General features: G+C 68.4%; 21 protein-coding genes and 2 tRNA genes. 13 read left to right on the top strand and 10 right to left on the bottom strand.

Annotation, left to right across the window (positions count from 1 at the left end; all coding sequences use genetic code 11):
- Nucleotides 1–22: 22 nt before the first annotated feature.
- Together AC5RVS_RS06945 and AC5RVS_RS06940 are read left to right on the top strand one after the other, a co-directional pair.
- Entirely contained in the window at nt 23–1,051 is a 1,029-nt protein-coding gene (locus tag AC5RVS_RS06945; protein ID WP_493989396.1) for a 6-phosphofructokinase, read from the top strand.
- Nucleotides 1,052–1,072: 21 nt separating this feature from the next.
- Entirely contained in the window at nt 1,073–1,777 is a 705-nt protein-coding gene (locus tag AC5RVS_RS06940) for a GNAT family N-acetyltransferase (protein WP_494107622.1), read from the top strand.
- 79 nt (nt 1,778–1,856) lie between these two features.
- On the opposite strand, the gene ygfZ is transcribed toward AC5RVS_RS06940, so the two are convergent.
- From ygfZ to AC5RVS_RS06925, 3 genes are all read right to left on the bottom strand, one after another.
- On the bottom strand, nt 1,857–2,939 hold the full coding sequence (gene ygfZ / locus AC5RVS_RS06935; RefSeq protein WP_494107621.1) for a CAF17-like 4Fe-4S cluster assembly/insertion protein YgfZ: 1,083 nt from the start codon (nt 2,937–2,939) through the stop codon (nt 1,857–1,859).
- A 42-nt stretch (nt 2,940–2,981) separates the two neighbouring features.
- Nucleotides 2,982–3,584: a nitrobindin family protein gene (locus AC5RVS_RS06930; RefSeq protein WP_493980177.1), complete on the bottom strand. Its 603-nt coding sequence runs from the start codon at nt 3,582–3,584 to the stop codon at nt 2,982–2,984.
- Nucleotides 3,585–3,786: 202 nt separating this feature from the next.
- Nucleotides 3,787–4,539 carry a hypothetical protein gene (locus AC5RVS_RS06925; protein WP_493989399.1) on the bottom strand — a complete coding sequence of 251 codons (753 nt, stop codon included), beginning with the start codon at nt 4,537–4,539 and terminating at the stop codon, nt 3,787–3,789.
- A 152-nt stretch (nt 4,540–4,691) separates the two neighbouring features.
- On the opposite strand from AC5RVS_RS06925, the gene AC5RVS_RS06920 reads away from it, so the two are divergent.
- From AC5RVS_RS06920 to AC5RVS_RS06870, 11 genes are all read left to right on the top strand, one after another.
- On the top strand, nt 4,692–5,396 hold the full coding sequence (locus AC5RVS_RS06920; RefSeq protein WP_493989400.1) for a winged helix-turn-helix transcriptional regulator: 705 nt from the start codon (nt 4,692–4,694) through the stop codon (nt 5,394–5,396).
- A 97-nt stretch (nt 5,397–5,493) separates the two neighbouring features.
- Nucleotides 5,494–6,474 (top strand): mycothiol synthase, encoded by a 981-nt coding sequence (gene mshD / locus AC5RVS_RS06915; protein WP_494107620.1) that lies wholly within the window; start codon nt 5,494–5,496, stop codon nt 6,472–6,474.
- 74 nt (nt 6,475–6,548) lie between these two features.
- A complete protein-coding gene (locus tag AC5RVS_RS06910) occupies nt 6,549–8,771 on the top strand; it encodes an RNA degradosome polyphosphate kinase (RefSeq protein ID WP_493989402.1) in 2,223 nt (740 codons plus the stop codon).
- Nucleotides 8,771–9,730: an NUDIX hydrolase gene (locus AC5RVS_RS06905; RefSeq protein WP_494107619.1), complete on the top strand. Its 960-nt coding sequence runs from the start codon at nt 8,771–8,773 to the stop codon at nt 9,728–9,730. The genes AC5RVS_RS06910 and AC5RVS_RS06905 overlap by 1 nt, the downstream gene beginning before the upstream one ends.
- 89 nt (nt 9,731–9,819) lie before the next feature.
- Nucleotides 9,820–11,709 (top strand): hypothetical protein, encoded by a 1,890-nt coding sequence (locus tag AC5RVS_RS06900; protein WP_494107618.1) that lies wholly within the window; start codon nt 9,820–9,822, stop codon nt 11,707–11,709.
- A gap of 102 nt (nt 11,710–11,811) precedes the next feature.
- A complete protein-coding gene (locus AC5RVS_RS06895; RefSeq protein WP_493989641.1) occupies nt 11,812–12,573 on the top strand; it encodes a thymidylate synthase in 762 nt (253 codons plus the stop codon).
- Entirely contained in the window at nt 12,570–13,184 is a 615-nt protein-coding gene (locus AC5RVS_RS06890) for a dihydrofolate reductase (protein WP_493989405.1), read from the top strand. Before AC5RVS_RS06895 ends, AC5RVS_RS06890 begins: the two co-directional genes overlap by 4 nt.
- 176 nt (nt 13,185–13,360) lie before the next feature.
- Nucleotides 13,361–14,506 carry an aspartate-semialdehyde dehydrogenase gene (asd, locus tag AC5RVS_RS06885; RefSeq protein WP_494107617.1) on the top strand — a complete coding sequence of 382 codons (1,146 nt, stop codon included), beginning with the start codon at nt 13,361–13,363 and terminating at the stop codon, nt 14,504–14,506.
- Nucleotides 14,507–15,773: 1,267 nt separating this feature from the next.
- Nucleotides 15,774–16,853, top strand: a complete 1,080-nt coding sequence (locus AC5RVS_RS06880; protein WP_494107616.1) for an HNH endonuclease signature motif containing protein — start codon at nt 15,774–15,776, stop codon at nt 16,851–16,853.
- Nucleotides 16,854–16,911: 58 nt separating this feature from the next.
- The gene (locus AC5RVS_RS06875) at nt 16,912–17,445 is read left to right on the top strand and encodes a hypothetical protein (RefSeq protein WP_494107615.1); all 534 of its coding nucleotides are present in this window, start codon (nt 16,912–16,914) and stop codon (nt 17,443–17,445) included.
- Nucleotides 17,446–17,672: 227 nt separating this feature from the next.
- Nucleotides 17,673–18,866, top strand: a complete 1,194-nt coding sequence (locus AC5RVS_RS06870) for a carboxylate-amine ligase (protein ID WP_494107614.1) — start codon at nt 17,673–17,675, stop codon at nt 18,864–18,866.
- Nucleotides 18,867–18,979: 113 nt separating this feature from the next.
- Here AC5RVS_RS06870 and AC5RVS_RS06865 read toward each other — a convergent pair whose 3' ends face one another.
- The 7 genes from AC5RVS_RS06865 to AC5RVS_RS06835 all read right to left on the bottom strand — a co-directional run bounded on the left by AC5RVS_RS06865 (nt 18,980) and on the right by AC5RVS_RS06835 (nt 22,652).
- The gene (locus tag AC5RVS_RS06865) at nt 18,980–20,059 is read right to left on the bottom strand and encodes a UDP-N-acetylmuramate dehydrogenase (RefSeq protein ID WP_494107613.1); all 1,080 of its coding nucleotides are present in this window, start codon (nt 20,057–20,059) and stop codon (nt 18,980–18,982) included.
- A gap of 58 nt (nt 20,060–20,117) precedes the next feature.
- On the bottom strand, nt 20,118–20,546 hold the full coding sequence (locus AC5RVS_RS06860; protein WP_493989411.1) for a MaoC family dehydratase: 429 nt from the start codon (nt 20,544–20,546) through the stop codon (nt 20,118–20,120).
- Nucleotides 20,543–21,004 (bottom strand): FAS1-like dehydratase domain-containing protein, encoded by a 462-nt coding sequence (locus AC5RVS_RS06855; protein WP_493989412.1) that lies wholly within the window; start codon nt 21,002–21,004, stop codon nt 20,543–20,545. Before AC5RVS_RS06855 ends, AC5RVS_RS06860 begins: the two co-directional genes overlap by 4 nt.
- 28 nt (nt 21,005–21,032) lie before the next feature.
- A complete protein-coding gene (locus AC5RVS_RS06850) occupies nt 21,033–21,287 on the bottom strand; it encodes a hypothetical protein (RefSeq protein ID WP_494107612.1) in 255 nt (84 codons plus the stop codon).
- Between the two features lie 112 nt (nt 21,288–21,399).
- The gene (locus tag AC5RVS_RS06845) at nt 21,400–22,308 is read right to left on the bottom strand and encodes a DUF2797 domain-containing protein (protein WP_494107611.1); all 909 of its coding nucleotides are present in this window, start codon (nt 22,306–22,308) and stop codon (nt 21,400–21,402) included.
- Between the two features lie 138 nt (nt 22,309–22,446).
- Nucleotides 22,447–22,523: transfer RNA gene (locus AC5RVS_RS06840), tRNA-Met, on the bottom strand.
- Between the two features lie 57 nt (nt 22,524–22,580).
- Nucleotides 22,581–22,652 (bottom strand) — tRNA-Thr (locus AC5RVS_RS06835).
- Between the last annotated feature and the right edge of the window lie 31 nt (nt 22,653–22,683).

Raw genomic sequence — 22,683 nt, 5'->3', positions numbered from 1 at the left:
CAGCAACCGAGAAGGAGTACCCATGAGGATTGGCATCATGACCAGCGGCGGGGATTGCCCCGGCCTGAATGCGGTGATCCGCGGCATCGTGCTCAAGGGCATCACGGTGCACGGGCACGAGTTTGTCGGCTTCCGCGACGGCTGGCGCGGCGTGGTGGAGGGCGACATCATGGACCTGCCGCGGAACCAGGTGCGGGGCATTTCCAAGCAGGGCGGCACGATCCTGGGCACCTCGCGCACCAACCCGTTCGACGGACCGAACGGCGGGCCGGAGAAGATCCAGCAGACGCTGGACCGGCTGGGCGTGGACGCGGTGATCGTGATCGGCGGCGAGGGCACCTTGGCCGGCGCCTACCGGCTCACCCAGGCCGGGCTGAAGATCGTCGGCGTGCCCAAGACCATCGACAACGACCTGGAAGCCACCGACTACACCTTCGGTTTCGACACCGCTGTGCAGATCGCCACCGAGGCGATCGACCGGCTGCGCACCACCGGCGAATCGCACCACCGCTGCATGATTGCCGAGGTGATGGGCCGCAACGTGGGCTGGATCGCCCTGCACGCGGGCATGGCCACCGGCGCACACGCCATCCTGATCCCCGAGCAGCGCGTGACCATGGACCAGGTGTCCGAGTGGGTGCTGCACGCGCAGAAGCGCGGCCGCGCACCGCTGGTGGTGGTGGCCGAAGGCTGGGTGCCCGACGGCGAACTGGGCCCGCACGCCGAGCGCGGGGTGGACAGCTACGGGCGGCCGAGGCTGGGCGGCATCGGGGAACGGCTGGCCCCCGAACTGGAAATGCGCACCGGGATCGAAACCCGCGCCACCACGCTGGGGCACATCCAGCGCGGCGGCGTCCCCTCCGGCTACGACCGCGTGCTGGCCACACGGCTGGGCATGGCGGCGGTGGATTCGGTGGTGGAGAAACGATGGGGAAGCATGGTGGCCCTGAAAGGCACCGACGTTGTGCACGTGGGCTTCGAGTCGGCGCTGAACAACTTAAAAACCGTCCCGCAGCATCGTTACGACGAGGCAAGGGTTCTCTTCGGCTGAGCGTTCAGTAGTGTGGCTGGTATGCGATTGGACGCAGGGACGGCTGACATTGTGCTGCTGGCGTGGGCGCGGTTGCTCGGATTTTCTGACAGCGCCTTCGCCTCTGCCGGCGATCGGCTGACCCGGATTAACGAGGACGCCGGGACGCTCACCTTCGTGCGCTTGTTCGGCCGGTCGGCGCTGGTCGGCCCTGAATGGGCCGTTGCGGCGGCAGCCCGGTACTCGGACGACGACCTGGCCGAACACCAGACGCTGATGCAGTTGAGCCGGGAGCACGGCGGGCACGGCCTGGGCAAGGCCGTGCTGTCCTACGCCGAAGACCTTCCGGTGGTGCAGCCCGAACGGGAGGCATTGGTTTCCACCGCCGGCAGCGACGTCGCCCGCCTGGAAGACATGTGCCCGCCCGATGACAAGCACGAAGCGGCGCTGGCCGGCATGGACAAGTCGTTCGTGCTGCTGGACGGGAGCACCCCGATGGCGGGTGCGGGCTACCAGGAGTGGCAGCAGATCCTCGGCCACGTGGGCGTCCTGACCGCCCCCGCCTACCGGCGCCGCGGAGCCGGCGCGTTGATCGCCGCGATCGCGGGCCACGAGGCGCTCTCCTCCGGACTCATTCCGCAGTGGCGCTCGCACGAAGAGAACAGGGCCTCCCGCGCGCTGGCCGCGAGCCTGGGATTCTGGGATGCCGGCACCCAGACATCGGTGATCCTGCAAAAGCGGACCTGACCCCGGCGGCGCGGGCCCGGCCGTGGCTCAGCCGGCGGACGCAGGAACCCGGCTCAGCGCGGCGCGGCCGCAACCTGGCTCAGCGCGGCGGGCGCAGGAACCCGGTCTGCCGGCCGACCACCTGGCCTGCGTCGGGAGTGACAATCACTTCCTGGGCGGCGTCGTAGCTCTCGCCGGCGTCCAGCACCGTCAACTGCGCCTGCGGATCGACCGAGCGCTTGACCACGGCCAGCGCAATCGGTCCCATCTCGTAGTGTTGCGCCGCGGAGGTGACCGTGCCGACGAGTTTGTCGCCGAGCATCACGTCGCTGCCCGGGACCGGCAGCGTGTGCTGCGAGCCGTCCAACTGCAGGAACACCAACCGGCGCGGCGGCCGGCCCAGGTTGTGCACGCGGGCGATGGTTTCCTGGCCCTTGTAGCAGCCCTTCTCCAGGTGCACGGCAGTACGGATCAGGTCCAGTTCGTGCGGAATGGTCTTCTCGTCGGTCTCCGCCCCGACGCGCGGCCGCCAGGCGGCGATCCGCAGCGCCTCGGCCGCCCAGACCCCGGCCAACTGCAGCCCGGAGGCGGCCGTTTCCAGTTCGGCCGCCGGCAGCAGGTATTCGTACCAGGACCGTTCCAGGCCGGGGTGCTTTGGTTCCTCGATCCCGGTGTAGGCATAGCCGCCGGCACCGATCTGCGGCCACGGATCCTGCCACACGGTGCGGCCCTCGAAGGCCGGGACGGGCTTGACCGAACCCACTACCGCCCAGTCGGCGGAGACATCGGCAACGTCTACCCGCAGCATGAACTTCATCGAGTCCAGCCATGCGGCCAGCGGCGCCGCCTCGAAGGCTTCGACGATCAGCCAGATGCGTTCGCCGTCGTCGACGATGCGGGCGTCGTATTCGATCCGGCCCTGCACCGTGAGCAGCAGCGCTTCGCTGGACTGGCCCGGCTTCAGGTTCAACAGCAGTTGCGAGGAGAGCGTGTTCAGCCAGCTCAACCGGTCTTCGCCGGCCACCGTCACTACCCCGCGGTGGGAAAGGTCCGTCACGGCCTCGCCGCGGGCCAGCGCGCGCTGTTCGCGCAGCGGGTCGGAGTAGTGGGCGGCGACGCCGGCGTCGACCCCGGAGGCTTCGACGGCGCCGGGCTGCAGGAGCAAAGGGCTGCGGTAGGTCATATCGGCGTCAACTCCCGGCGGCCGCGCCAAATTCCCGGCCGGCTAGGCGCGCTTGGCGAGGATCGCCGAAGCGTGCGGGGCCAGGTCCTTGCCCTTCGCCTCGGCCACGTCCCAGCGCCAGTAGAGATCGTTGTTGACCAGGCCGAAGATGCGGGTGGCGGCGCTGTAGTCCTTGGACTGCGATCCGCGCATCACCATGTCGGTGCTCAGCTGCACGCGCGGACCCTTGATCTGCCCGTAGTAGAGCTCGGAGATGCCGCCCGGATGCACGATGGTCGCGGTGATGTCGAAGCCGCCGTCGGCGTTGCGCAGCTCTTCGACCTCGTCCGCGGACCGCAAGGCCGGCACGATTTCGGCGGGGACCAGGCCCGGGCCGACGTCGGCATCGTTGAGCTTGCGGTCCAGCGCCCAGAAGCCGGTTTCCACCGACAGCGGGCGCAACCGGTTGCCATCCTCGTCGGTCAGCCAGCTTTCAGCGGTGTACTGCAGGTAGGGCAGGCCGTTCTGCGTGAACGTGGCCTTCTGGACGAAATGTTCGTCCCCCTCCTCGCCCGCGCCCAAGCGGCCGGCACCTTCCCAGGTGCCCAGCAGCCAAGACAGCGGCACCAGCTCCGGGGTCAGCTCCGTCGGGAGTTCAATCGGCATGGTTCAGTGCCGGGCTGTTTACTTCTGGCCCTTGAACAGGCGGACAACCACGAGCGAGGCGAACCCGGCCATCGCCAGGCCTGCCAGTACCAGCAGGGACAGGAAGAAGATTTCAAGACCGAGATAAGACATGGCTCCATAGTAACGGCCCGGACCGGAGGATGCCTGTTCGAGACGCGGCCCGCGCTGTGACCTCGCTCATTCAGCGCAGCAGCATCCGCTCCAGGAAGTAGACCAACGATCCGGCGGCCATGACCGGGGCTGCGCCGACGGCGAGCATCGCCGGCAGGCGGGTGGGACCGCCGTCGGCCAGGACGAGCCGGCGGAAACTGACCAGGATGATGCCGGCGACGGCTCCCACTGCCGCGGCGGGCAGCATCGGGACGGTGGAGAACAAGGGTGCTGCCAACGCCCCCGCCAGCGGGGCCAAAACCACGCCCAGCGGCGCGACGATCCGGTCCGGCCAGGGCAGCAGGCAGACGCCGATGGCCACCAGCATGCTGATCCCGGTCACCAGCATCATGCCGCCATTGTTCGAATTGGCCGAGAGCCGGTCGGCAGCGACCCAGCCGGCGCCCAGCGAGGTGAGCACCAGGCCGGCGCTGGCGCCGAAGGTCGATTCGAGCCGCCGGGGCTGGCCGGTGCCGCGGAGCAGCTGGATCAGGAAGACGGCCATCACGCCCAGCGCGATCACCACCGCCATCCACAGCAGCGGCATGCCTGCGGGCGCGAGGCCGGCAAGCACCGCCGTCGCAATCCCTGCCAAGGAGATGACGGCGGCGAGGGTCTTTTTGGCCGGCACGCCCAGCAGCACCGGCCAGCCGATCCCGATCACCACCGCGGCGACGCACACCACTGCCGTCAGCACCGGGAGGGACAGGTAGGAGGCACCGATGACGGCGCACAGTACGGCGGCAGCGGCTGCGGCGACGATCCACGTTTTCACGCTAGTCATACTGCCCTATGACGCAGGGGCGCGGCGAGAAACCGCGGCGCCGCAGGGCGCGGCGCTATACTTATGCCACCGTCCGGCAGGGTGCGCTGCGTGTGTGAGGACCTACCGGGCCCAGCCCGATGATGTGCGCCGCGAAAACCCCTGGAGGAACCATGCCGCACATTCTGCTGTTGACCAACAGTTCCGGCTCGTCCATCGACGTCCTGCCCGCCCTCGAGCTGTTGAACCACAAGGTCCACATCCTGCCGGCCGAACCGACCGCCCTGCTGGAAGCCGACCCGGCCGACGTGGTCATGGTGGACGCCCGCAAGGACCTGGCCGCGGCGCGCTCGCTCACCCAACTGCTGAAGGCCACCGGGCTGGGGGCACCGCTGATGTTGGTGCTCACCGAAGGCGGCATGGCCGCCGTCAGCGCCAACTGGCTTGCCGACGACGTGGTGCTGGTGACCGCCGGACCTGCCGAAGTCGAGGCGCGGCTGCGGCTGGTGATCGCCCGCGCCCATGCCGGCGAAGAGGACACCGGGACGGAAATCCACGCTTCCGGCGTGGTGATCGACGAGGCCAGCTACAGCGCGCGCGTCGGCGGGCAGCCGCTGAACCTGACCTACAAGGAATTCGAACTGCTCAAGTACCTGGCCCAGCACCCGGGCCGGGTGTTCACCCGCGACCAGCTGCTGCACGAGGTCTGGGGCTACGACTACTATGGCGGCACGCGCACGGTCGACGTGCATGTGCGGCGGTTGCGCGCCAAGCTGGGCCCGGACCACGAGCAACTGATCGGCACGGTCCGCAATGTCGGCTACCGCTTCACCCTGGTCCGCGAGGCGGAAGAAGAACCCAGCGGCGTGAGCGGCTGACGCATCGGGTTAGGCGGGGGAACCAGCACCCGACGGCGGTTCCCCGCAAACCGCCGCGCCCTCCCGCGCCAAGAGGCTGCTCGGATAGTCTGTGCTCATGACTGCATCGGATTCGGACCTCTGGCCCGTGCTGACCATCAAGGGCGCCCCCGACGCCGAGACCCTCGCGGACATCAAGGCGCTGGCCGCCGCCGCCGAAGAGTCCGACGGCAACCCCCCGCTCTCCGAACAGACTTGGGTGAATTTGCGCTCCCCCGAGTCGGCCGACGTGATGGTGCTGGCGACGTATGCCGGCGAGGAGCGCTCGGATCCCGCCACGGCGACCGCGCTGGCCGGCGTCGCCGTCGTCAGCCTGGCCACCGCCCCCGGCGCCGAAAGCGTCCTGGAACTGGTGGTGCACCCTTCCTACCGCGGCGAAGGCGTCGGGACCCGGCTGGCAGAGGCGGTTCAGCGCCACACCGGGCTGCCCAACCTGAAGGCCTGGTCGCACGGCGGCCACGAGGCCGCGGGTCGGCTGGCCGCGCGCTTCGGTTTCGCCCCGGTCCGCGAGTTGTGGCGGATGCGCCTGACCCACCCGACGGGCCTGCCGGCCGCCGAGCTGCCGCCCGGCGTCGCCATCCGTTCCTTCGTGCCCGGCCGGGACGAGGAGGCATGGCTTGCCGCCAACGCCGCAGCCTTCGCCGACCACCCCGAACAGGGCGCCATGACGCTCGCCGACCTGCAGGCCCGGATGGCCGAGGACTGGTTCGATCCGGCCGGCTTCCTGTTGGCCGAGCGCGAGGACGGCGGCGGTTTGCTGGGGTTCCACTGGACCAAGGTGCACCCGCGCTCGGGCAGCCACCCGTCCATCGGCGAAGTCTACGTCGTGGGCGTGACGCCGCAGGCGCAGGGCACAGGGCTGGGCAAGGCGCTGACCATCGCCGGCATCAAGCACCTGCAGGACGCCGGCGAGCACGCCATCATGCTCTACGTCGACGCGGACAACGAGCCCGCCGTGGCGCTTTACCGCAAGCTTGGTTTCACCCGCTGGGATACGGATGTGATGTACGCACCGCAGGGGCAGGCCGGCGCGCAATAGTCGGTAACCTTATAGCTATCTGGCGCCTCTACGATGAGGTATGTCCGGCCCGCCCCAACGCCGCAGGAGAGAGCATGGTCATCGAACCCGAAGCCGCAGCCATTCCCCGCCTAGGGTCCTCCGAGATGGTTCCTGCCCGCGCCACCCAGGACCGCATCGACATTCCGGAATTCGCCCCCTCGCTCGCGCCCGACGGGGACTTCACCCTGGAACGCTTCCTGGACCGGGAAATCAGCTGGCTGGACTTCAACGCACGGGTCTTGGAACTGGCCGAGGACGAAGACCTCTACCTGCTGGAGCGGCTGAACTTCCTGTCAATCTTCGCCTCCAACCTGGACGAGTTCTTCATGGTCCGGGTGGCAGGCTTGAAGCGCCGGATCGCCACCGGGCTGGCGGTGCCGTCCGCCGCAGGGCTCTCCCCGAGCGAGCAGCTGGAGCAGATCAAGATTGCCGCGCACAAGCTGCAGCAGCGCCATGCCCGGATTTTCGCCGAGCAGATCCGCCCGGCGCTGGCCTACGAGCACATCCACATCGTGCGCTGGGATGAGTTGGATGAGGCGGCGCGCACCGAACTCTCCGTGATGTTCCGGGAGCGGGTGTTCCCGATCCTGACGCCGCTGGCGGTGGACCCGGCCCACCCCTTCCCGTACATCTCCGGGCTCTCCCTGAACCTGGCCGTGGTCGTGCGCAACCCGGTGAGCGAGAAGGAGCTCTTTGCCCGCCTCAAGGTCCCGGACCAGCTCTCGCGGCTGATCCCCGTGGACGGCCCCCGCGCCGGCTCGGTCCCCGGCCGCACGGCCCGCTTCATCACGCTGGAAGACGTCATCGCCCAGCACCTGGACCTGCTCTTCCAGGGCATGGAGGTGCTGGAACACCACACCTTCCGGGTCACCCGCAACGAGGACCTGGAAGTCGAAGAGGACGACGCCGAAAACCTGCTTCAGGCGCTGGAAAAGGAACTGCTGCGCCGCCGGTTCGGACCGCCCGTGCGGCTGGAAGTGGCCACGGACATCAACCCCAGCGTGCGCGAGCTGCTGGTGCGCGAGCTCGGCGTCGATGAATCCGAGGTGTACGCGCTGCCGGCGCCGCTGGACCTCCGCGGCGTGGAGGCGATCTACCAGATCGACCGGCCGGACATGAAGTACCCCAAGCAGCTGGCGCACACCAGCCGCCACCTGAACGAAAGCGAAACGTCCAAGGCGGCGAACGTCTTCGCGGCCATGCGCCGGCGCGACATTCTGCTGCACCATCCGTACGACTCGTTCTCCACCTCCGTGCAGGCCTTCCTGGAACAGGCCGCCACCGACCCGAAGGTGCAGGCAATCAAGCAGACCCTGTACCGGACCTCGGGTGATTCACCGATCGTGGACGCGTTGATCGACGCCGCCGAAGCGGGCAAGCAGGTGCTGGCGCTGGTGGAGATCAAGGCCCGGTTCGATGAGCAGGCAAACATCGACTGGGCGCGGAAGCTGGAACAGGCCGGCGTCCACGTGGTCTACGGCATCGTGGGCCTGAAGACCCACTGCAAGCTCTCGCTGGTGGTCCGCCAGGAAGGCGACGGGCTGCGCCGCTACTGCCACATCGGCACCGGCAACTACCACCCGCGCACCGCACGCTATTACGAGGACCTTGGCCTGCTGACGTCGAACTACCAGGTGGGCGAGGACCTGTCCAAGCTGTTCAACCAGCTCTCCGGCTACGCCCCGAAGTCCACGTTCAAGCGCCTGCTGGTGGCCCCGCGGTCGGTGCGCTCCGGCCTGATCGACCGGATCGAGAAGGAGATTGCCAACAGCAAGGCCGGCCGTGCCGCCCGCGTGGTGATCAAGGTGAACTCGATGGTGGACGAGGCCGTCATTGACTCGCTCTACCGCGCCTCGCAGGCCGGCGTGAGGGTGGACGTGATTGTCCGCGGGATCTGCGCCGTGCGCCCGGGCGTTCCGGGGTTGAGCGAGAACATCCGGGTCCGTTCCGTCCTCGGCCGGTTCCTGGAACATTCGCGCGTGTTCGGTTTTGCCAACGGCGGCGAACCGGTGGTCTACATCGGTTCCGCCGACATGATGCACCGCAACCTCGACCGCCGCGTGGAGGCGCTGGTGCAACTGAACTCCCGCGAGGACATCAACGACCTGCTGGCCCTGATGGACCGCTACATGGACCCCGCCACCGCCAGCTGGCACCTGGACAGCGACGGCACGTGGACCAGGCACCACAAGGACGACGACGGCAACCCGCTGTCCGATATCCAGTCCTGGCTGCTCGCCTCCCGCTCCCGCCAGCGCACCGCCACCCGCCGCTGATGACGCAGAGCAAGACCAGCGACGCCGGCGCTCCCCCGGGCGTCAAGATCACCGCCGCCGGGGCTTTGTGCTGGCGTGTCCGCCAGGGCCGGCTGGAAGTGCTGCTGATCCATCGGCCGCGCTATGACGACTGGTCCTGGCCCAAGGGCAAGCTGGACAGGGGCGAAACCACGCCCGAGTGCGCCGTCCGCGAGGTCCACGAGGAGATCGGCGTCCAGGTGCGGCTGGGCATCCCGCTGCCCACCATCCGGTACCGCGTCAGGGCCGGTCTCAAGCAGGTGGTGTATTGGGCCGCCAAGCTGGAGAAACAGGACCCCGTGCCCGACGGCGACGAGGTGGACCGCGTGCTGTGGTGTCCGCCCGACGAGGCCCGCGGACTCCTTTCCAACCGTTCCGACGTGGAACCGCTGGACGCGTTGGAGGCCGCGCACCGGCGGGACGAACTCGATACCTATCCGTTCGTCGTCGTCCGCCATGCCAAGGCCAAACCGCGGTCCGCCTGGTCGCAGGCCGAGGGCGAGCGCCCGCTGGTGGCCACCGGGCGGCGGCAGGCGCTGGCGGTGTGCCGGATGCTGTCCGCGTGGAAACCCAAGCGGATCGTCTCGAGCCCCTGGCTGCGCTGCGTGCAGACCGTCACCCCGTACGTGCTGCACACCCAGACCAAGCTGCGGACCGTCGAGGCCATCACCGAGCACAACAACGAGCGCAACCCGAAGAAGGCCCGGGCCGCCCTCGTCCAGATGCTCGACAAGGGCAAGCCCACCGCCGTCTGCAGCCACCGGCCGGTGTTGCCGAACCTGTTCAACGTGCTGGCCGACCGAATGGATCCGAAACTTGCCGCGCAGCTGCCCACGGACGACCCCTACCTGCGGCCGGGAGCCGTGCTGGTCTGCCACATCGCCAAGCAGCGGCGCGGGCGCATCGTCGCGCTCGAAATCCTCGAGGCCTACGACGACTGAAACCGCCGCCTGCGGGCGCAGCGACAGCCTCTTGACCGCCTGTTTGTTTGTATCAATAGTTGATCCATTGATGCAGCACGAGGGGGAACGTGGGCTCGCTCACCAGCACCATGACCGGCCTGCTGATCGGCGCCGTCATCATCTACGCGGTGTTGCGGTTCATAGCGGGCCACAGCGACGCCGGGCGCGCTCCATCCGCCGCCCCGTCCGCGGCTTCGGGCGCTTCCGATGCTTCCGCGCGCGAGGCGGCCCGGATGCACGCGTTCTGGACCGCGCTCGTCGCGTTCTTCGCCAGTGGCCTGTCCGCGGCGTCGGAGGTCGGGCGCATCCCCGCGTACTACTACGCCCCGGGCCACGCCCCGCAACCGTCCTGGCTGGCCGGGCTGCTGATCCTCCTGGTGCCGCTGGTCAGCCTGGCCGGGATCTACATCATCGGCCAGTACAGCTGGCCGAGGCCCCGAGGCAGCGTCCGCCGTGCCGACATCACCGCCCGGCGCATCCGCGACTACCTCCCGCGGGGGCTGCTCGCGGTGATGGCCGCGACGGCAGCGCTGGCCGTGGCTGCGGCGGCAGCCATCCTGGAGCTGCCGGGCATCGAAGGCGTCAGCGGCACCCGGGCCTTCGACGCCGTCGAAATTTCCGGGGACTTCACCGGCCGGCAATCCGGCGGCTACTTCGCTCCGATCCTGCTGATCGGCATCCTCACCCTCGCAGCCGGCGTCGCCACAGCGACGGCGGTCATCGTGCGCCGGCGCTCCCTGGACTCGCTCAGCCGCGAGGACAACGCCATCCTGCGACGAATCCTGATCAACCGCTTGTTCCGCACCGCTACCTTGCTTTTCGCCTCGCTCGGCACCATGGCGGTCAGCTTCGCCAACGTGCAGGGGCCCCACCTCTTGCCCGACGGGCCCGCGCCCGCGACGGGATGGGAACCCGTCCAGCAGCTTGCCGGCGGAACGACCGTCGCGCTGATGATCGCCATGGCCCTCTGGCGGCCGCCGCTCCTGTCCAGGGCCGACCCACCGGGGGATGATGCTTCCCACGCGCCTGTCCTGTGCCGTGGCAGCTTCGCAGCGGGCCTGGACATCACGACGACGGCGCGCACCGCCGGGACCATCGTGACGGTGCTGGCGCTGGTGCTGTTCGGGAGCTGGGCCAGCTTCGCCGCGCCCGTGACCGTGGTCGACGGCGCGCCCGCCGGTGCCCCCGCTTCACCGCTGCCTTTGCTGCCCTTGCTGCCACTGGCGATAGCCGTGCCGGCCGCCCTGTTCCTCGGCGCCATTGCCGCCGGAGAGATCCGGCTGTGGCGCGGCCACACCAGGCCCGCCGCCCCGTCCATCGCCGGGCACGGCCTTGCGGTCCGGTCCGTTCCGGCCGCCAAGCCGTGGCCCGCCCTCCGCCTGGTTGCGCGGCCGATGCTCACCGCCGTGGCCGCCGGGGCGGTGCTGCTGGCGGCGGTTATCGGGTTCAACCTGGCGGCCCCCGGCCGCCTGCCGGACCTGCTGGCCGCCTGCGCCGTCGTCGGGCTGGCGCTGCTCCTGCTCGGTGCCGCCACTCTCCTGCTGGTGCACCGCCGCCCGCCGCTGCTCGAGGCGACTCCGGGGGCGGACAACCTGCTGCGCCGGGTCTCGGCCTTTCGGCTGGCCCGGATGACCGCAGCCGGGCTGATTGCCCTGACCGCCCAGCTGCTCACCTCGCATCCGGCGGCGTGGGGCTGGTTCCTCGACGGCGGTGTCGCACTGCACCTGCACCAGCTCTCCCCCGGCGCGCATACCGCGCTGCGGATCACCGCCGCCGTGCTGTACCTGGCCGCGATCGTGCTGGCGCTGCTGCCAGGGCCGTCGCGCCCGCACCGGTCCGTCGCCGCCCACATCGGCCACCCGGTGCCGCAGCCCCACGGCCGGTCCGGCAGCGGTCGGAAGGGGCACGGCCTTCGCGGCAACGGCCCCTCCAGCCCGCAGGACCCTTACCGGCCGTGAGTCGCCGCGCCCTGCCGCCGCCCGGCTGAGCCAGGCACCTCAACTACACTGGACGCTGTGAACGCGATTCCCACCCCGTACGAGGACCTGCTGCGCGACGTCATGGCCAACGGCACGGCCAAATCCGACCGCACCGGCACCGGCACCCGCAGCGTCTTCGGCCGCCAGCTCCGCTACGACCTGGCCCAGGGTTTCCCGCTGATCACCACCAAGCGCGTGCACTTCAAGTCCGTGGCGCTGGAGCTGCTGTGGTTCCTGCGCGGCGACTCGAACGTGAAATGGCTGCAGGAACGCGGCGTCAAGATCTGGAACGAATGGGCGGACGCCGACGGCGAGCTCGGTCCCGTCTACGGGGTGCAGTGGCGGTCCTGGCCCACGCCCGACGGCGGGCACATCGACCAGATCGCCCAACTGGTCGAGGACCTGAGGAACAATCCGGATTCGCGCCGGCACATCGTGTCCGCGTGGAACGTGGCGGACATCAAGAACATGGCCCTGCCTCCGTGCCACGCGTTCTTCCAGTTCTACGTGGCGGACGGCAAGCTCTCCTGCCAGCTATACCAGCGCAGCGCGGACATGTTCCTGGGCGTGCCCTTCAACATCGCTTCCTACGCGCTGCTCACCCTAATGCTGGCCCAGCAGGTGGGCCTGGAGCCGGGCGAATTCGTGTGGACCGGCGGCGACGTGCACGTCTACGACGACCACGTGGACCAGGTCCGCGAGCAGCTCTCGCGCGCCCCGTATCCTTACCCCACGCTCAACATCCTGCGGAAGCCGGAGAGCATTTTCGACTACTCGCTGGAGGACTTCGAGGTGGCCGACTACCGGCACCACCCGGCCATCAAGGCGCCGGTGGCCGTATGAGCGCCGACCACCTTGCCGCGCGTCCGTACCCGGACAGCGTCGCCGAAGCCGTGCTCGGAGCCGGATGGTCCGGGCAGTTCTCCGCGCCGGTGGTCGGCATGATCTGGGCACAGACCAGCAACGGCGTCATCGGACGCGGCGGCGGCATGCCGTGGCACCTGCCCGAGGACCTGGCGCACTTCAAGCGGACCACCCTGAACCATCCCGTGATCATGGGACGCAAGACCTGGGAGTCCTTCCCGGACAAGTACCGGCCGCTGCCCGGACGCACCAACATTGTGGTCAGCCGGCGGCCCGAATTGCGCGGGCAGCTGGCCGCGGAAGGCGCCGTCGTCGTCGAAACCATCGAAGACGCCCTGGCGGAGGCGGCGGCCAGCCCGGGCAGCGACGAAATCTGGTTCCTGGGCGGCGGCGAGATCTTCAACCTCGCCAAGCAGCATGCCAACGCGGCCTCGGTGACGGTCATCGACATGGAGACGGACGGCGACACGTACGCCCCGCAGCTCGGCCCGGAATGGAAGTTCGACGGCGTCACCCCCACCGAGGACTGGCACACCGCGGCCAACGGCACCCGCTACCGCATCTCGCTCTGGGTCCGCGGCCAGGAGTAGGCGCGGCGGCGTGCGACACCCACGCTGCGCGAAACACCGACGGCGGGCACCGCCGTCGTACGTCTGACGCATGCGATCCGCCCACGCTGTGTAACTCTGCCCACTTTGTGCAACCGCAGCGCCTAACTCGTGTAACTCAGAGCGCTTAAATTGACCCCGTCCGTAAAATGGAATGCATGACTTCCCCTGCAGCCACTTCATCTGCCCAGTCCGTCGGCCTGATCGGTTGGCGCGGCATGGTCGGCTCCGTCCTCATGCAGCGCATGCAGGATGAAGGCGACTTCGACCTCATCAACCCCGTGTTTTTCTCCACGTCGAACGCCGGCGGCGACGCCCCGGCCTTCGCCGCGGGTGCCGGCAAACTGCAGGACGCGTACGACATCGAGACGCTGGCTAAGCTGCCGATCATCCTGACGGCCCAGGGCGGCGACTACACCGCAGAGGTCTACCCGAAACTGCGCGACGCCGGCTGGGACGGCCTGTGGATCGACGCGGCGTCCACCCTGCGGATGCAGGACAGCTCCATCATTGTGCTGGATCCGGTGAACCGCGATGTGATCGACGCTGGTCTGGCGCGGGGCGTGAAGGAATTCATCGGTGGCAACTGCACCGTCTCCTGCATGCTCATGGGCCTGGGCGGCCTGTTCAAGAACGGCCTCGTCGAGTGGGGCACGTCCATGACCTACCAGGCGGCCTCCGGCGGCGGCGCCCGGCACATGCGCGAGCTGCTAAACCAGTTCGGGACGCTGAACGCCGCGGTGGCCGATGAACTGGCACAGCCCTCCTCCGCCATCTTGGAAATCGACCGCAAGATCCTGGCGCAGCAGCGCAGCCCCGAACTGGATTCCTCCCAGTTCGGCGTGCCGCTGGCCGGTTCCGTTATCCCGTGGATCGACAAGGACCTGGGCAACGGGCAGTCCAAGGAAGAATGGAAAGCCCCGGCCGAGACCAACAAGATCCTGGGGCTGAGCGACGACAAGCGCATACCGTTCGACGGCCTGTGTGTCCGCATCGGCGCCATGCGGTCGCACTCGCAGGCCCTGACGTTGAAGCTCACCGAGGACCTGCCGGTGGCCGAAATCGAGCGGATCATCGACGCCGACAACGAGTGGTCCCGCGTGGTTCCCAATACCAAGGAAGCCACCATGGAGCACCTGACGCCCGTGGCGGCCAGCGGCACGCTCGAGATCCCGGTAGGCCGTATCCGCAAGCTGGAAATGGGGCCCGAGTACATCAGCGCCTTCACCGTGGGCGACCAACTCTTGTGGGGTGCGGCGGAACCGCTGCGCCGCATGCTGCGCATCGCCACCGGCAACCTCTAGGACCTGCAGCCGGCTGAGAGTCCCGGCGGACGCTTTGAGCGCCTGAGCCGCGTGACGTCGTGAGCCCGAAGAAGCCCGGTGCTGGGAAGCCCAACGCCACGTGGAGCCCGTCCCTTTTTGGGGGCGGGCTCCTGCCGTCGGACCGGACGCTCTCCTCCTTCGGCACAGGCTGTCCATGGAAGTCCTGCTACGCCGCAATGTCCCTGATCCACCGCATTACCTACACCGCAGTCGACTTATCCTCCACAGCACTCGACGGCTCCGCGTCGAACTCTTCGCCTGCCGATTTGTCCTCGACAGGCACTGGTGGGGCCGCGAGCAACCGTTCGCCTGCCGACTTTTCCTCCACAGGCAAGGGACGGCGGCAGGTTATGCACTTTCGTCGAATGTCCGTTCTACCCCCGGCGTGGGCTGCGTAGCGTTGAAGTATGGCAGCGGAACCGTTGGAAGAGGCACAGGAGCCGGAGGAACACTCCGGCGCCCCTGCCCTGCCCGACGACGGTGCCGCCGATGACTTCGACAAGCCCCAGGGGCCGCCAGAGAACGCAATCTCCAACCCTCCCGTCGGTGCCCCTGCACCCCGCGGCCCGGGGCCCGGTGCTGCCCCGCACGAGGCCGCCAACGACGTTGAGGAACCCGGCTGCGCGGACACCGGGCGGCCAGCAACGGGCGACGCAGCGCTTACAAACTCTCCGGACGCCTCCGCGGTTTCGGTACCGGCGCGGCAGGGGTGGGCAGCGGACTGGCAGGAACTGGGGCCGGCGGAACTGGCCGGCCTGCTCGCGGGCACCGACCCGGCTACCTTGGACGACTGGTCGACCCTCGACTACCTCCAGGCGGTGCGCAAACACGAGGCCTGGACCCAGTCCCGTAGGGTGCGGGCCGTGCACCGTATGGCGGTGCTCCGCCCGGCCACCGGAGCCGACGCCGGGGCACCGGACGGGATCTGCCGGCACGCCGCCCACGAGCTCGCGCCCATCCTGGCCGTGCCCCGCCAGCGCGCGGCAGCGGAACTGGCCGACGCCCACCAGATCGCCACCTGCCTGCCCGCCACCCTCGCCGCCCTCGACCACGGCGACCTCGACCTGGACCGCGCCACCGCCATCGCCCGCAAAGGCGCCGGCCTGCCGTCCGAGATCTTGGCAGGGTACGAGGCCAAGGTTGTTCCCGGCGCCGGACCATCACCCTGGAATCCGTCCAGGCCCGGGCCCGCACCGCCCGCGACCGGCTGCACCCCGAACCCCTCGAAACCCGGCACAAAGCAGCGATGGAACGCCGCACCGTCCAGTACCAGCCCCAGGACGACGGGATGGCCGAGCTCTACATCCGCACCAGCGCAGACAAAGCCCTGCTCGCCTACAACCTCATGCAGGCCTACGCCCGCAAACTGCAGACCGCCGACGAAACCCGCACCCTGGGCCAACTCCGCGCCGACGTGTTCACCGACATGCTTCTCCGCTACCCCGACCGCGCCTACCAGCCCGGCACAGACACGGCCGCAACCACCGGAACCGCCGCTGGCGAAACGGCCGCCAACCAAGCGACAACCGGCCCGGGATTGGCGACCGACTCCGGAACGGTGGCCGGGTCCGGGACGGGAGCCGGGTCCGGGACGGGAGCCGCAGCAGCAGCCACCGGGATGGCAAGGCAAGGGCCCTGTACCTGCGGGGGCGGGAACGTGACCGCCTCCGTCGCCGTCACCGCGCCCCTGCAAACGTTGCTCCGGCTCGCCGAAGCACCCGGCGACCTCACCGGATACGGGCCGATCCCACCCGACATGACCCGCGACCTCGCCGCGCTGGCCAAATCCTGGCTGACCGTGCTCACCGACGACCACGGCCAAGCCATCGCCGCCGCCAAAGACCTGCGCCACCCGCCCGAATGGCTCAAACGCCTCGTCCGGCTGCGCGACCGCCACTGCCGCGACTACGGCTGCACCGTCCCCGCCGAGCACTGCGACCTCGACCACACCATCGCCTGGGAAGACGGCGGCAAAACCGTCCCCGAAAACCTCAGCGCCAGATGCAAACCCGACCACAAAACCAAACACCACCCCGGCACCACCGTCACCCAGGACCCCGACGGCACCCTCCACTTCACCACCCGCTCCGGCCACACCCACGCCACCACCCCCGACGACGGCTGGACAATCACGCTCCCCTCGACCCCCAGCGAAGGAAATGCCACGGAAAGCCCGGACGACGGAGCCAACAGTCCCCGAGGCGACACCCGCGGCGAGGGAGATGCCACAGAAAGCCCGAGCGACGGAGCCAACAGTCCCGGAAGCGACACGGGCGGCGACGGAGTCACGGACGGTCCGTGGGACGACGGCGCACCGCCGTTCTAGAAACCCCGCTATCGATCCAAGCGATCGGAAGCGAAACCCACATCAAAAGGATTCGATAGTGACAAGGTACGCGAGGCCCAAGGCAAGAATCGACGATGCGCTCCAGGATTTCTTCGCCCAACAACGTCAGATAAGACCAATTCGAGCCGACCGTTCACTCAGGTTGGAGGCTCACTTGCGGCGCTTTCTGGAAACCTGCGGTCCTGCCTACCTCTCCGAAGAATGGTGGATGATGCTCCAGTTGGAACAGTGCTTTGAGCCGCAAGGTGCCTTCGCACGGCTACTGCCCGCCGAATATCTGCTGCCACCGATGCATGAGTTCTTGTCGCCCGATTGGCTGATGGACCACGGTACGGACCGTTTGGTTCAGGTGAACCACAGCTACCGCCTGGTCTGCTGGCTTTGCGGCAGCGGTCTGGTCAATCTCCGTGCGCTTCGCCCGAGCATCATCCGGTTCATGATCCGGCATGACGAACTCGCCGCACGTTCCAAGGGCCGCGTTGAACAACAGCGCACTCCAAGGCCAGCAGGAGCACCGGAAGTCGACGCCCGGCAGACTGGTGCGGCGATCACCCGGGAAGACCTGCCATAGGGGCAGCCGCGCCGGACCGCAACTCCGAATGTTCGAGGCCCTCCCCCACGGCGTGGCCTGGACGCCCGGCGCGGGGTTGTCGCTGTTGATGGTCGATAGGACTGTGGGGCGGTGACAGTTGCCGCTGTGGACCACCATGGTTCCCGCCCGTACTCTTTTGGTGGGCCGGGCTTTGCAGAGACATCCCGGCCGTTGTCATCGGCAAAGACCCTGCGAAAGGTGGTTGCATGCGCACATTCGGTGTCGAAGAGGAATTACTGCTGGTCGACCCCGGCACCGGACTGTCCGTGCCGCGCGCGGCCGCCGTGATGGACCGGTACCGCCGCACAGCGGCAGAAGGCCGGGAACCCGGGCAGACGGGCTCGGCCGCTGCCGCACCCTCCACCGGCCCGACGCTCGCGACCGAACTCCAACAGGAGCAGATCGAGGTTATCGGCCCGCCGCGCTCCACCTTGTCCGATCTGGCAGCCGAAATTTTGGCCGGAAGAGCTTTGGCCGACGCCTGTGCCCGCGCCTCCGGAGCCAGGGCCGTCGCGCTTGCCACATCGCCGTCCCCGGCCACACCGCATCCAGCGCCTGATGCCCGCGTCCAGGCGCTGAGGGCACAGTTCGGGCTGACCGCCGAAGAATCCTTGACTTCCAGCTGCCACGTCCACGTCAGTGTGGATTCTGAGGAGGAAGGGGTGGCTGTGCTGGACCGCATCCGGATTTGGCTTCCCGTCCTCGCCGCCCTCAGCAGCAACTCCCCGTTCTGGCACGGCCGCGACACGGGGTACGCCGGTTACAGGACCCAGGCCTGGCTGCGCTGGCCGGGCACCGGGCCAACGGAAATATTCGGCTCGGCGGCCGCCTATCACCGCTCGCTCAGGCAGGCCCTGGACAGCGGCGTCGTACTCGATCACGCGATGCTTTATCTCGACGCACGGCTGTCCCACAAGCACCCGACGGTCGAGATCCGGGTCGCCGATGTCTGCCTTCAGGCCGGCGATACCGTGTTGATCGCCGGTTTGTCGAGGGCCCTGGTGGAGACGGCAGCGAGAGAGTGGAGGTCCGGGCTGCCCCCTGCACCGGTTCCGGCGTCCATACTCCGGCTGGCCGCTTGGCAAGCCAGCCGCTGGGGCGTCGCCGGTAATCTCCTGCATCCCCTCACCGGCGTTCCTTGCCCGGCCGGCACTGTGATCGCGATGCTCGTCGAGCACACCCGGGAGGCCCTCGCCGACGCGGGGGACGAGACCAGCATCAAGCTCCTGTCCCAGCAGGTCCTGACCCGGGGCACGGGCTCCCAGCTGCAGCGCGAAGCCTTCGAACGCGGAGGCCTGATGGCCTTGGCAGGCAAAGCGGCCTACTTTACCCACCTCACGCGGCAGGAACCTGCGGCAGCCAACCACAACCTCATGTCCGAGATGCTCGGGCAGTCATAGGACGCGCGCCTCCTGCCGGCACCGGGCACGCGGTCCGGCCCCCCGAGCGCTCACAACCCGCCGTGGACCATAAACCAGGCCAACAGGAGGCCAGGCAAACAGGAGGCCTGCAGCTACAGACTGCAGCCAATCAGAAGCGGCTCCGGCTGAAGCCGGATCCCGAAGGACCGTTCAACTCCATCACGGACAGCCCGTGCAATCGCCAGAATATCCTCGGCGCTGGCGCCCCCGCGATTGGTAATCGCCAGCGTGTGTTTGGTCGATAGGGAGGCGCGGCCGCCCGCCACGTCGTAGCCGCTGAGGGAACCGTTCGACGTTCCGGAAAGTCCAAAGCCCTTCGAGAAGCCTGCTTGGTCAATCAGCCAGGCAGCACTCAGCTTGGCCTTGTCCTCGGCGGGCCAGCGTGGCGCGTTCGCCGGCAGTTTCTCCGCTATATCCATGTCGACTATGGGGTTCGTGAAGAACGAGCCGGTGCTGAACGTATCCCGGTCGGCTAAATCGTGGACCATGCCCTTGGAAGCGCGGAGCCGAAGCACCTCACGGCGAACGTCGGCGGCTTTGGCCACGCCTCCGACATCAACGCCAAGCACGCGTGCCAACTCGGCGTAACGGACGGGATGGCTCTGGCGGCTGAGGGCTAAGCGGAACTCGACTTCCAGCACGACGAAGCGCGGAGATCCATTGGACGTGCTCTGTTTCAGGATCGAATCCCGGTAGCCGAATTTGAGGTCACGGTTCGCGAATTCCTGGACAGACCCAGTCTTCCGATCCCAGGTGCGGACCCGAACGATGGTCTGCGAGACCTCGGACCCGTAAGCGCCGACGTTCTGAACCGGCGTTGCCCCGGTTAGCCCGGGGATGCCGGAGAGGGCTTCCAGCCCGGCCCATCCGTTGTCGACCGTCAGCGCTACCAGTTCGTCCCAGGGCTGGCCCGCCTGTACCGTCAGTCCGACGGCGCCATCATGCTCCCGGACGCTGTAGCCGCGGTTGGCGATGCCCACCACGGTGCCGGGGTAACCGTCGTCGGAAATCACGAGATTGGATCCGCCGCCAATAACGAGCAGGTCGTCTCCGGACTCGTCGGCGGTGCGAATAGCCTCGATGATCTCGGACTCTGTGCCGGCCTCGATGAATCGCCGGGCGGGTCCGCCCACACCGACCGTAGTCAGCGGCGCAAGAATCGTTTCGGTCACGGTGTGGGCCTCTCCAGCGCCGTGTGCGCGGTGGTATGCGCCGTATGCGCGGTGTGGATTACCAAATCCTGACGACCGCCTGGGCTTTGACCAGTACTTTCACGCCTGCAGCGGTCACGGTCAGGTCGACGCGCGCCGTGCCGTTGTCCTGGTCGACGGCCCCGATGGCACCGCTGACCTCGATCGTGGCGCCGGGTCCGTCAAGGTCCTCCACGAGGACCGGCTTGGTGAAGCGTGTCTGGTAGTCGACGACGGCGGCCGGGTTGCCGATCCAGTCCGTCACCAGCTGCACCGCGGCGCCCATGGTGAACATGCCGTGGGCGATGACGCCGGGGAGGCCCACCTGCTCGGCGAAGCGTCCGTTCCAGTGAATTGGATTGAAGTCGCCGGACGCTCCGGCGTACCTGACGAGGTCCGCGCGGGAAACCTGAATGCTCCGCGAGCCGATGTCCTGGCCAACAGTCAGTTCGTTCAGTTCAACGCTCACTGGCCTTCCCCTCTCACCAGGATCGACGATGTGGTGGTGGCCGTTTTCTCGCCGGCGAGGGTGCTGATTTCCGCACGGGTGGTAATCATGGCCCCGCCGCCCATGGCGCGCACCTGGTCGACGTGCAGCTCGGCCACCAGTTCGTCGCCGGCGACGATCGGCCGGTGGTGCACGAACCGCTGGTCCGCATGGACCACCCGGGAGAAATCGATGCCGGAGTCAGGGTCCTCGATCAGCCGGGCATCCGCGCGCTGGGCCACGATGATCGCGAAGGTGGGAGGAGCCACCAGGTCGCCGTAGCCCAGTTCCTGTGCGGCTTCGACGTTGAAGTGCGCTGGATGCGTGGCCTTGACCGCCGAAGCGAACTCCCGGATCTTCTCGCGGCCTACGGTATAGGCGGGGCCGGCCGGGTAGGTGCGGCCGGCGAGGTCGGGGTTGACCCCGGCATGCTCGGACATGGATCTCCTTCAGATGGAGTGGATGGGACTATCGACGCTTCGCTGGAGGTGTGCCCCGTGGGCCGGCGGCTGCCTGCCGGGCCCGGGCGTCACGGAACCGGACCAGCAGCCCGGCCAGATGGGTCAGCAGGCCCGTGATGATGGCGGCCAGTGCAGTCCAGATCAGCCATTGGATGCTTGCCGAGGCGGCGACGACGGACAGGAGGATCCCGACGCCGATCAGCACCATGGCAGAGATGACCAGCTTGCGGTAAAGCGGCGAGCCGAGGTCCCAAGGATTCATACCTCAAGGTTACCGGCCACGCCCCCTACCGGCCGAACCGCGGAGCCGCGCGCGCCCAGGCCCGGGCCCCTGGCCCAGGGCCCAAGCGCGGGCAACGCCTGGCCCCGTTCGCCTAGAACAACTGTTCCTGCAGGAGGGGCTGCTCGGAGACATAGTCGCCGACTGCGATCCGGCGGCCCTTCACCCCGCCCAGGTCCACCAGGAAGAGCGGCCCGTCGTCTTGAAGCCGCGCGGCCGCGACACTGCCCAGGAGGCCCTCCACGATGAACCCGTGGTCACCCGAGGCAAAACCGCCGGGGTAGCCCCTTTTGACGCCATGCGCCAAGACCGGCGCCGCCAGCGCCGGAACCTGCCATTGCTCGTCGACGACGTCGAAGCCCTCCAGCTGAACGGCAGGCAGCAGTTCGCGCACCGTCGCTGCGTGGCCGGAGTTGAGCCGGTCCACCTCGGCCACCGGCAGCGGGGTCAGCAGCCCGGCGAACTTGGCGGCGCCGCGGACGGCTTGCGTCAGGGCGGTATTTCCCGAGACCGCGTCCTCGAGTACCCGGACCACCCGTCCGTCGCGCGCCCGGGCGACGTACCGGGCCACCACTGCGCCTTGTTCAGCAAGCCGTAACGATTTCCGCACCTGGGCCGCCGTTCCCACCTTGCTGGCGCCGTTCGCGAACGTCGCCACATACAGCCAATGGGGTTGGGCGAGGTAGGCCAGCAGCCCCTCGGGTGCCCGGCCGCTGCGGTGGCTGTCATGCATGAAGCGCAGGTCGTCGTTGAGGAAGCAATTCACACATTGGTGACCCCGCTCCGCCGGAGCCTGCAGGCGGCACGGCACGTGCGTGCGCTCATCGGCAGAAAGTACCCGATGGCTGCCCAGGCAGTAGCGCCGGGGGTCCATCACCCGGAAGCCCAGCCTCGACCCCTGCGTCACGGGCAGGTCTTCCGGTGTGCCGTCCGGAGCTGCCAGGCGCAGCCGGGGGCCCGCGGAGGTCCAGGCGATGCCGTGTGCGAGATACAGGGCAGGCATGGCGTCCACTCTAGTGAAGGAAGTGAGAGCTCCCCTGACCCGCTGCGGCCGCCGGCGGCGTTTCGGGTAAGCGGCGGGCGTCTTAACAGCCGAGGGGCCCGGCCGGAACTGGTGTTCCGATCGGGCCCCTCAGGGTCTTGGTAGCGGTGCCCGGACTCGATCCGGGGACCTCACGATTATGAGTCGTGCGCTCTAACCAGCTGAGCTACACCGCCACGAATGGGAGCGCCCGCGCTGCGTCTCGCGACGCAGACGCGGGCTTTGCCATTCAGAGCCCCCCACCGGAATCGATCCGGTGACCTCGTTCTTACCAAGAACGCGCTCTACCACTGAGCTAGGGGGGCAACGGAGAAATACATTACCAGCAATTTGCCC

The organism is Arthrobacter sp. Y3221048 (genome assembly GCF_059092685.1).
The sequence above is the reverse complement of the archived record's forward strand: the minus strand, read 5'-3'. Positions and strand labels throughout refer to the sequence as shown.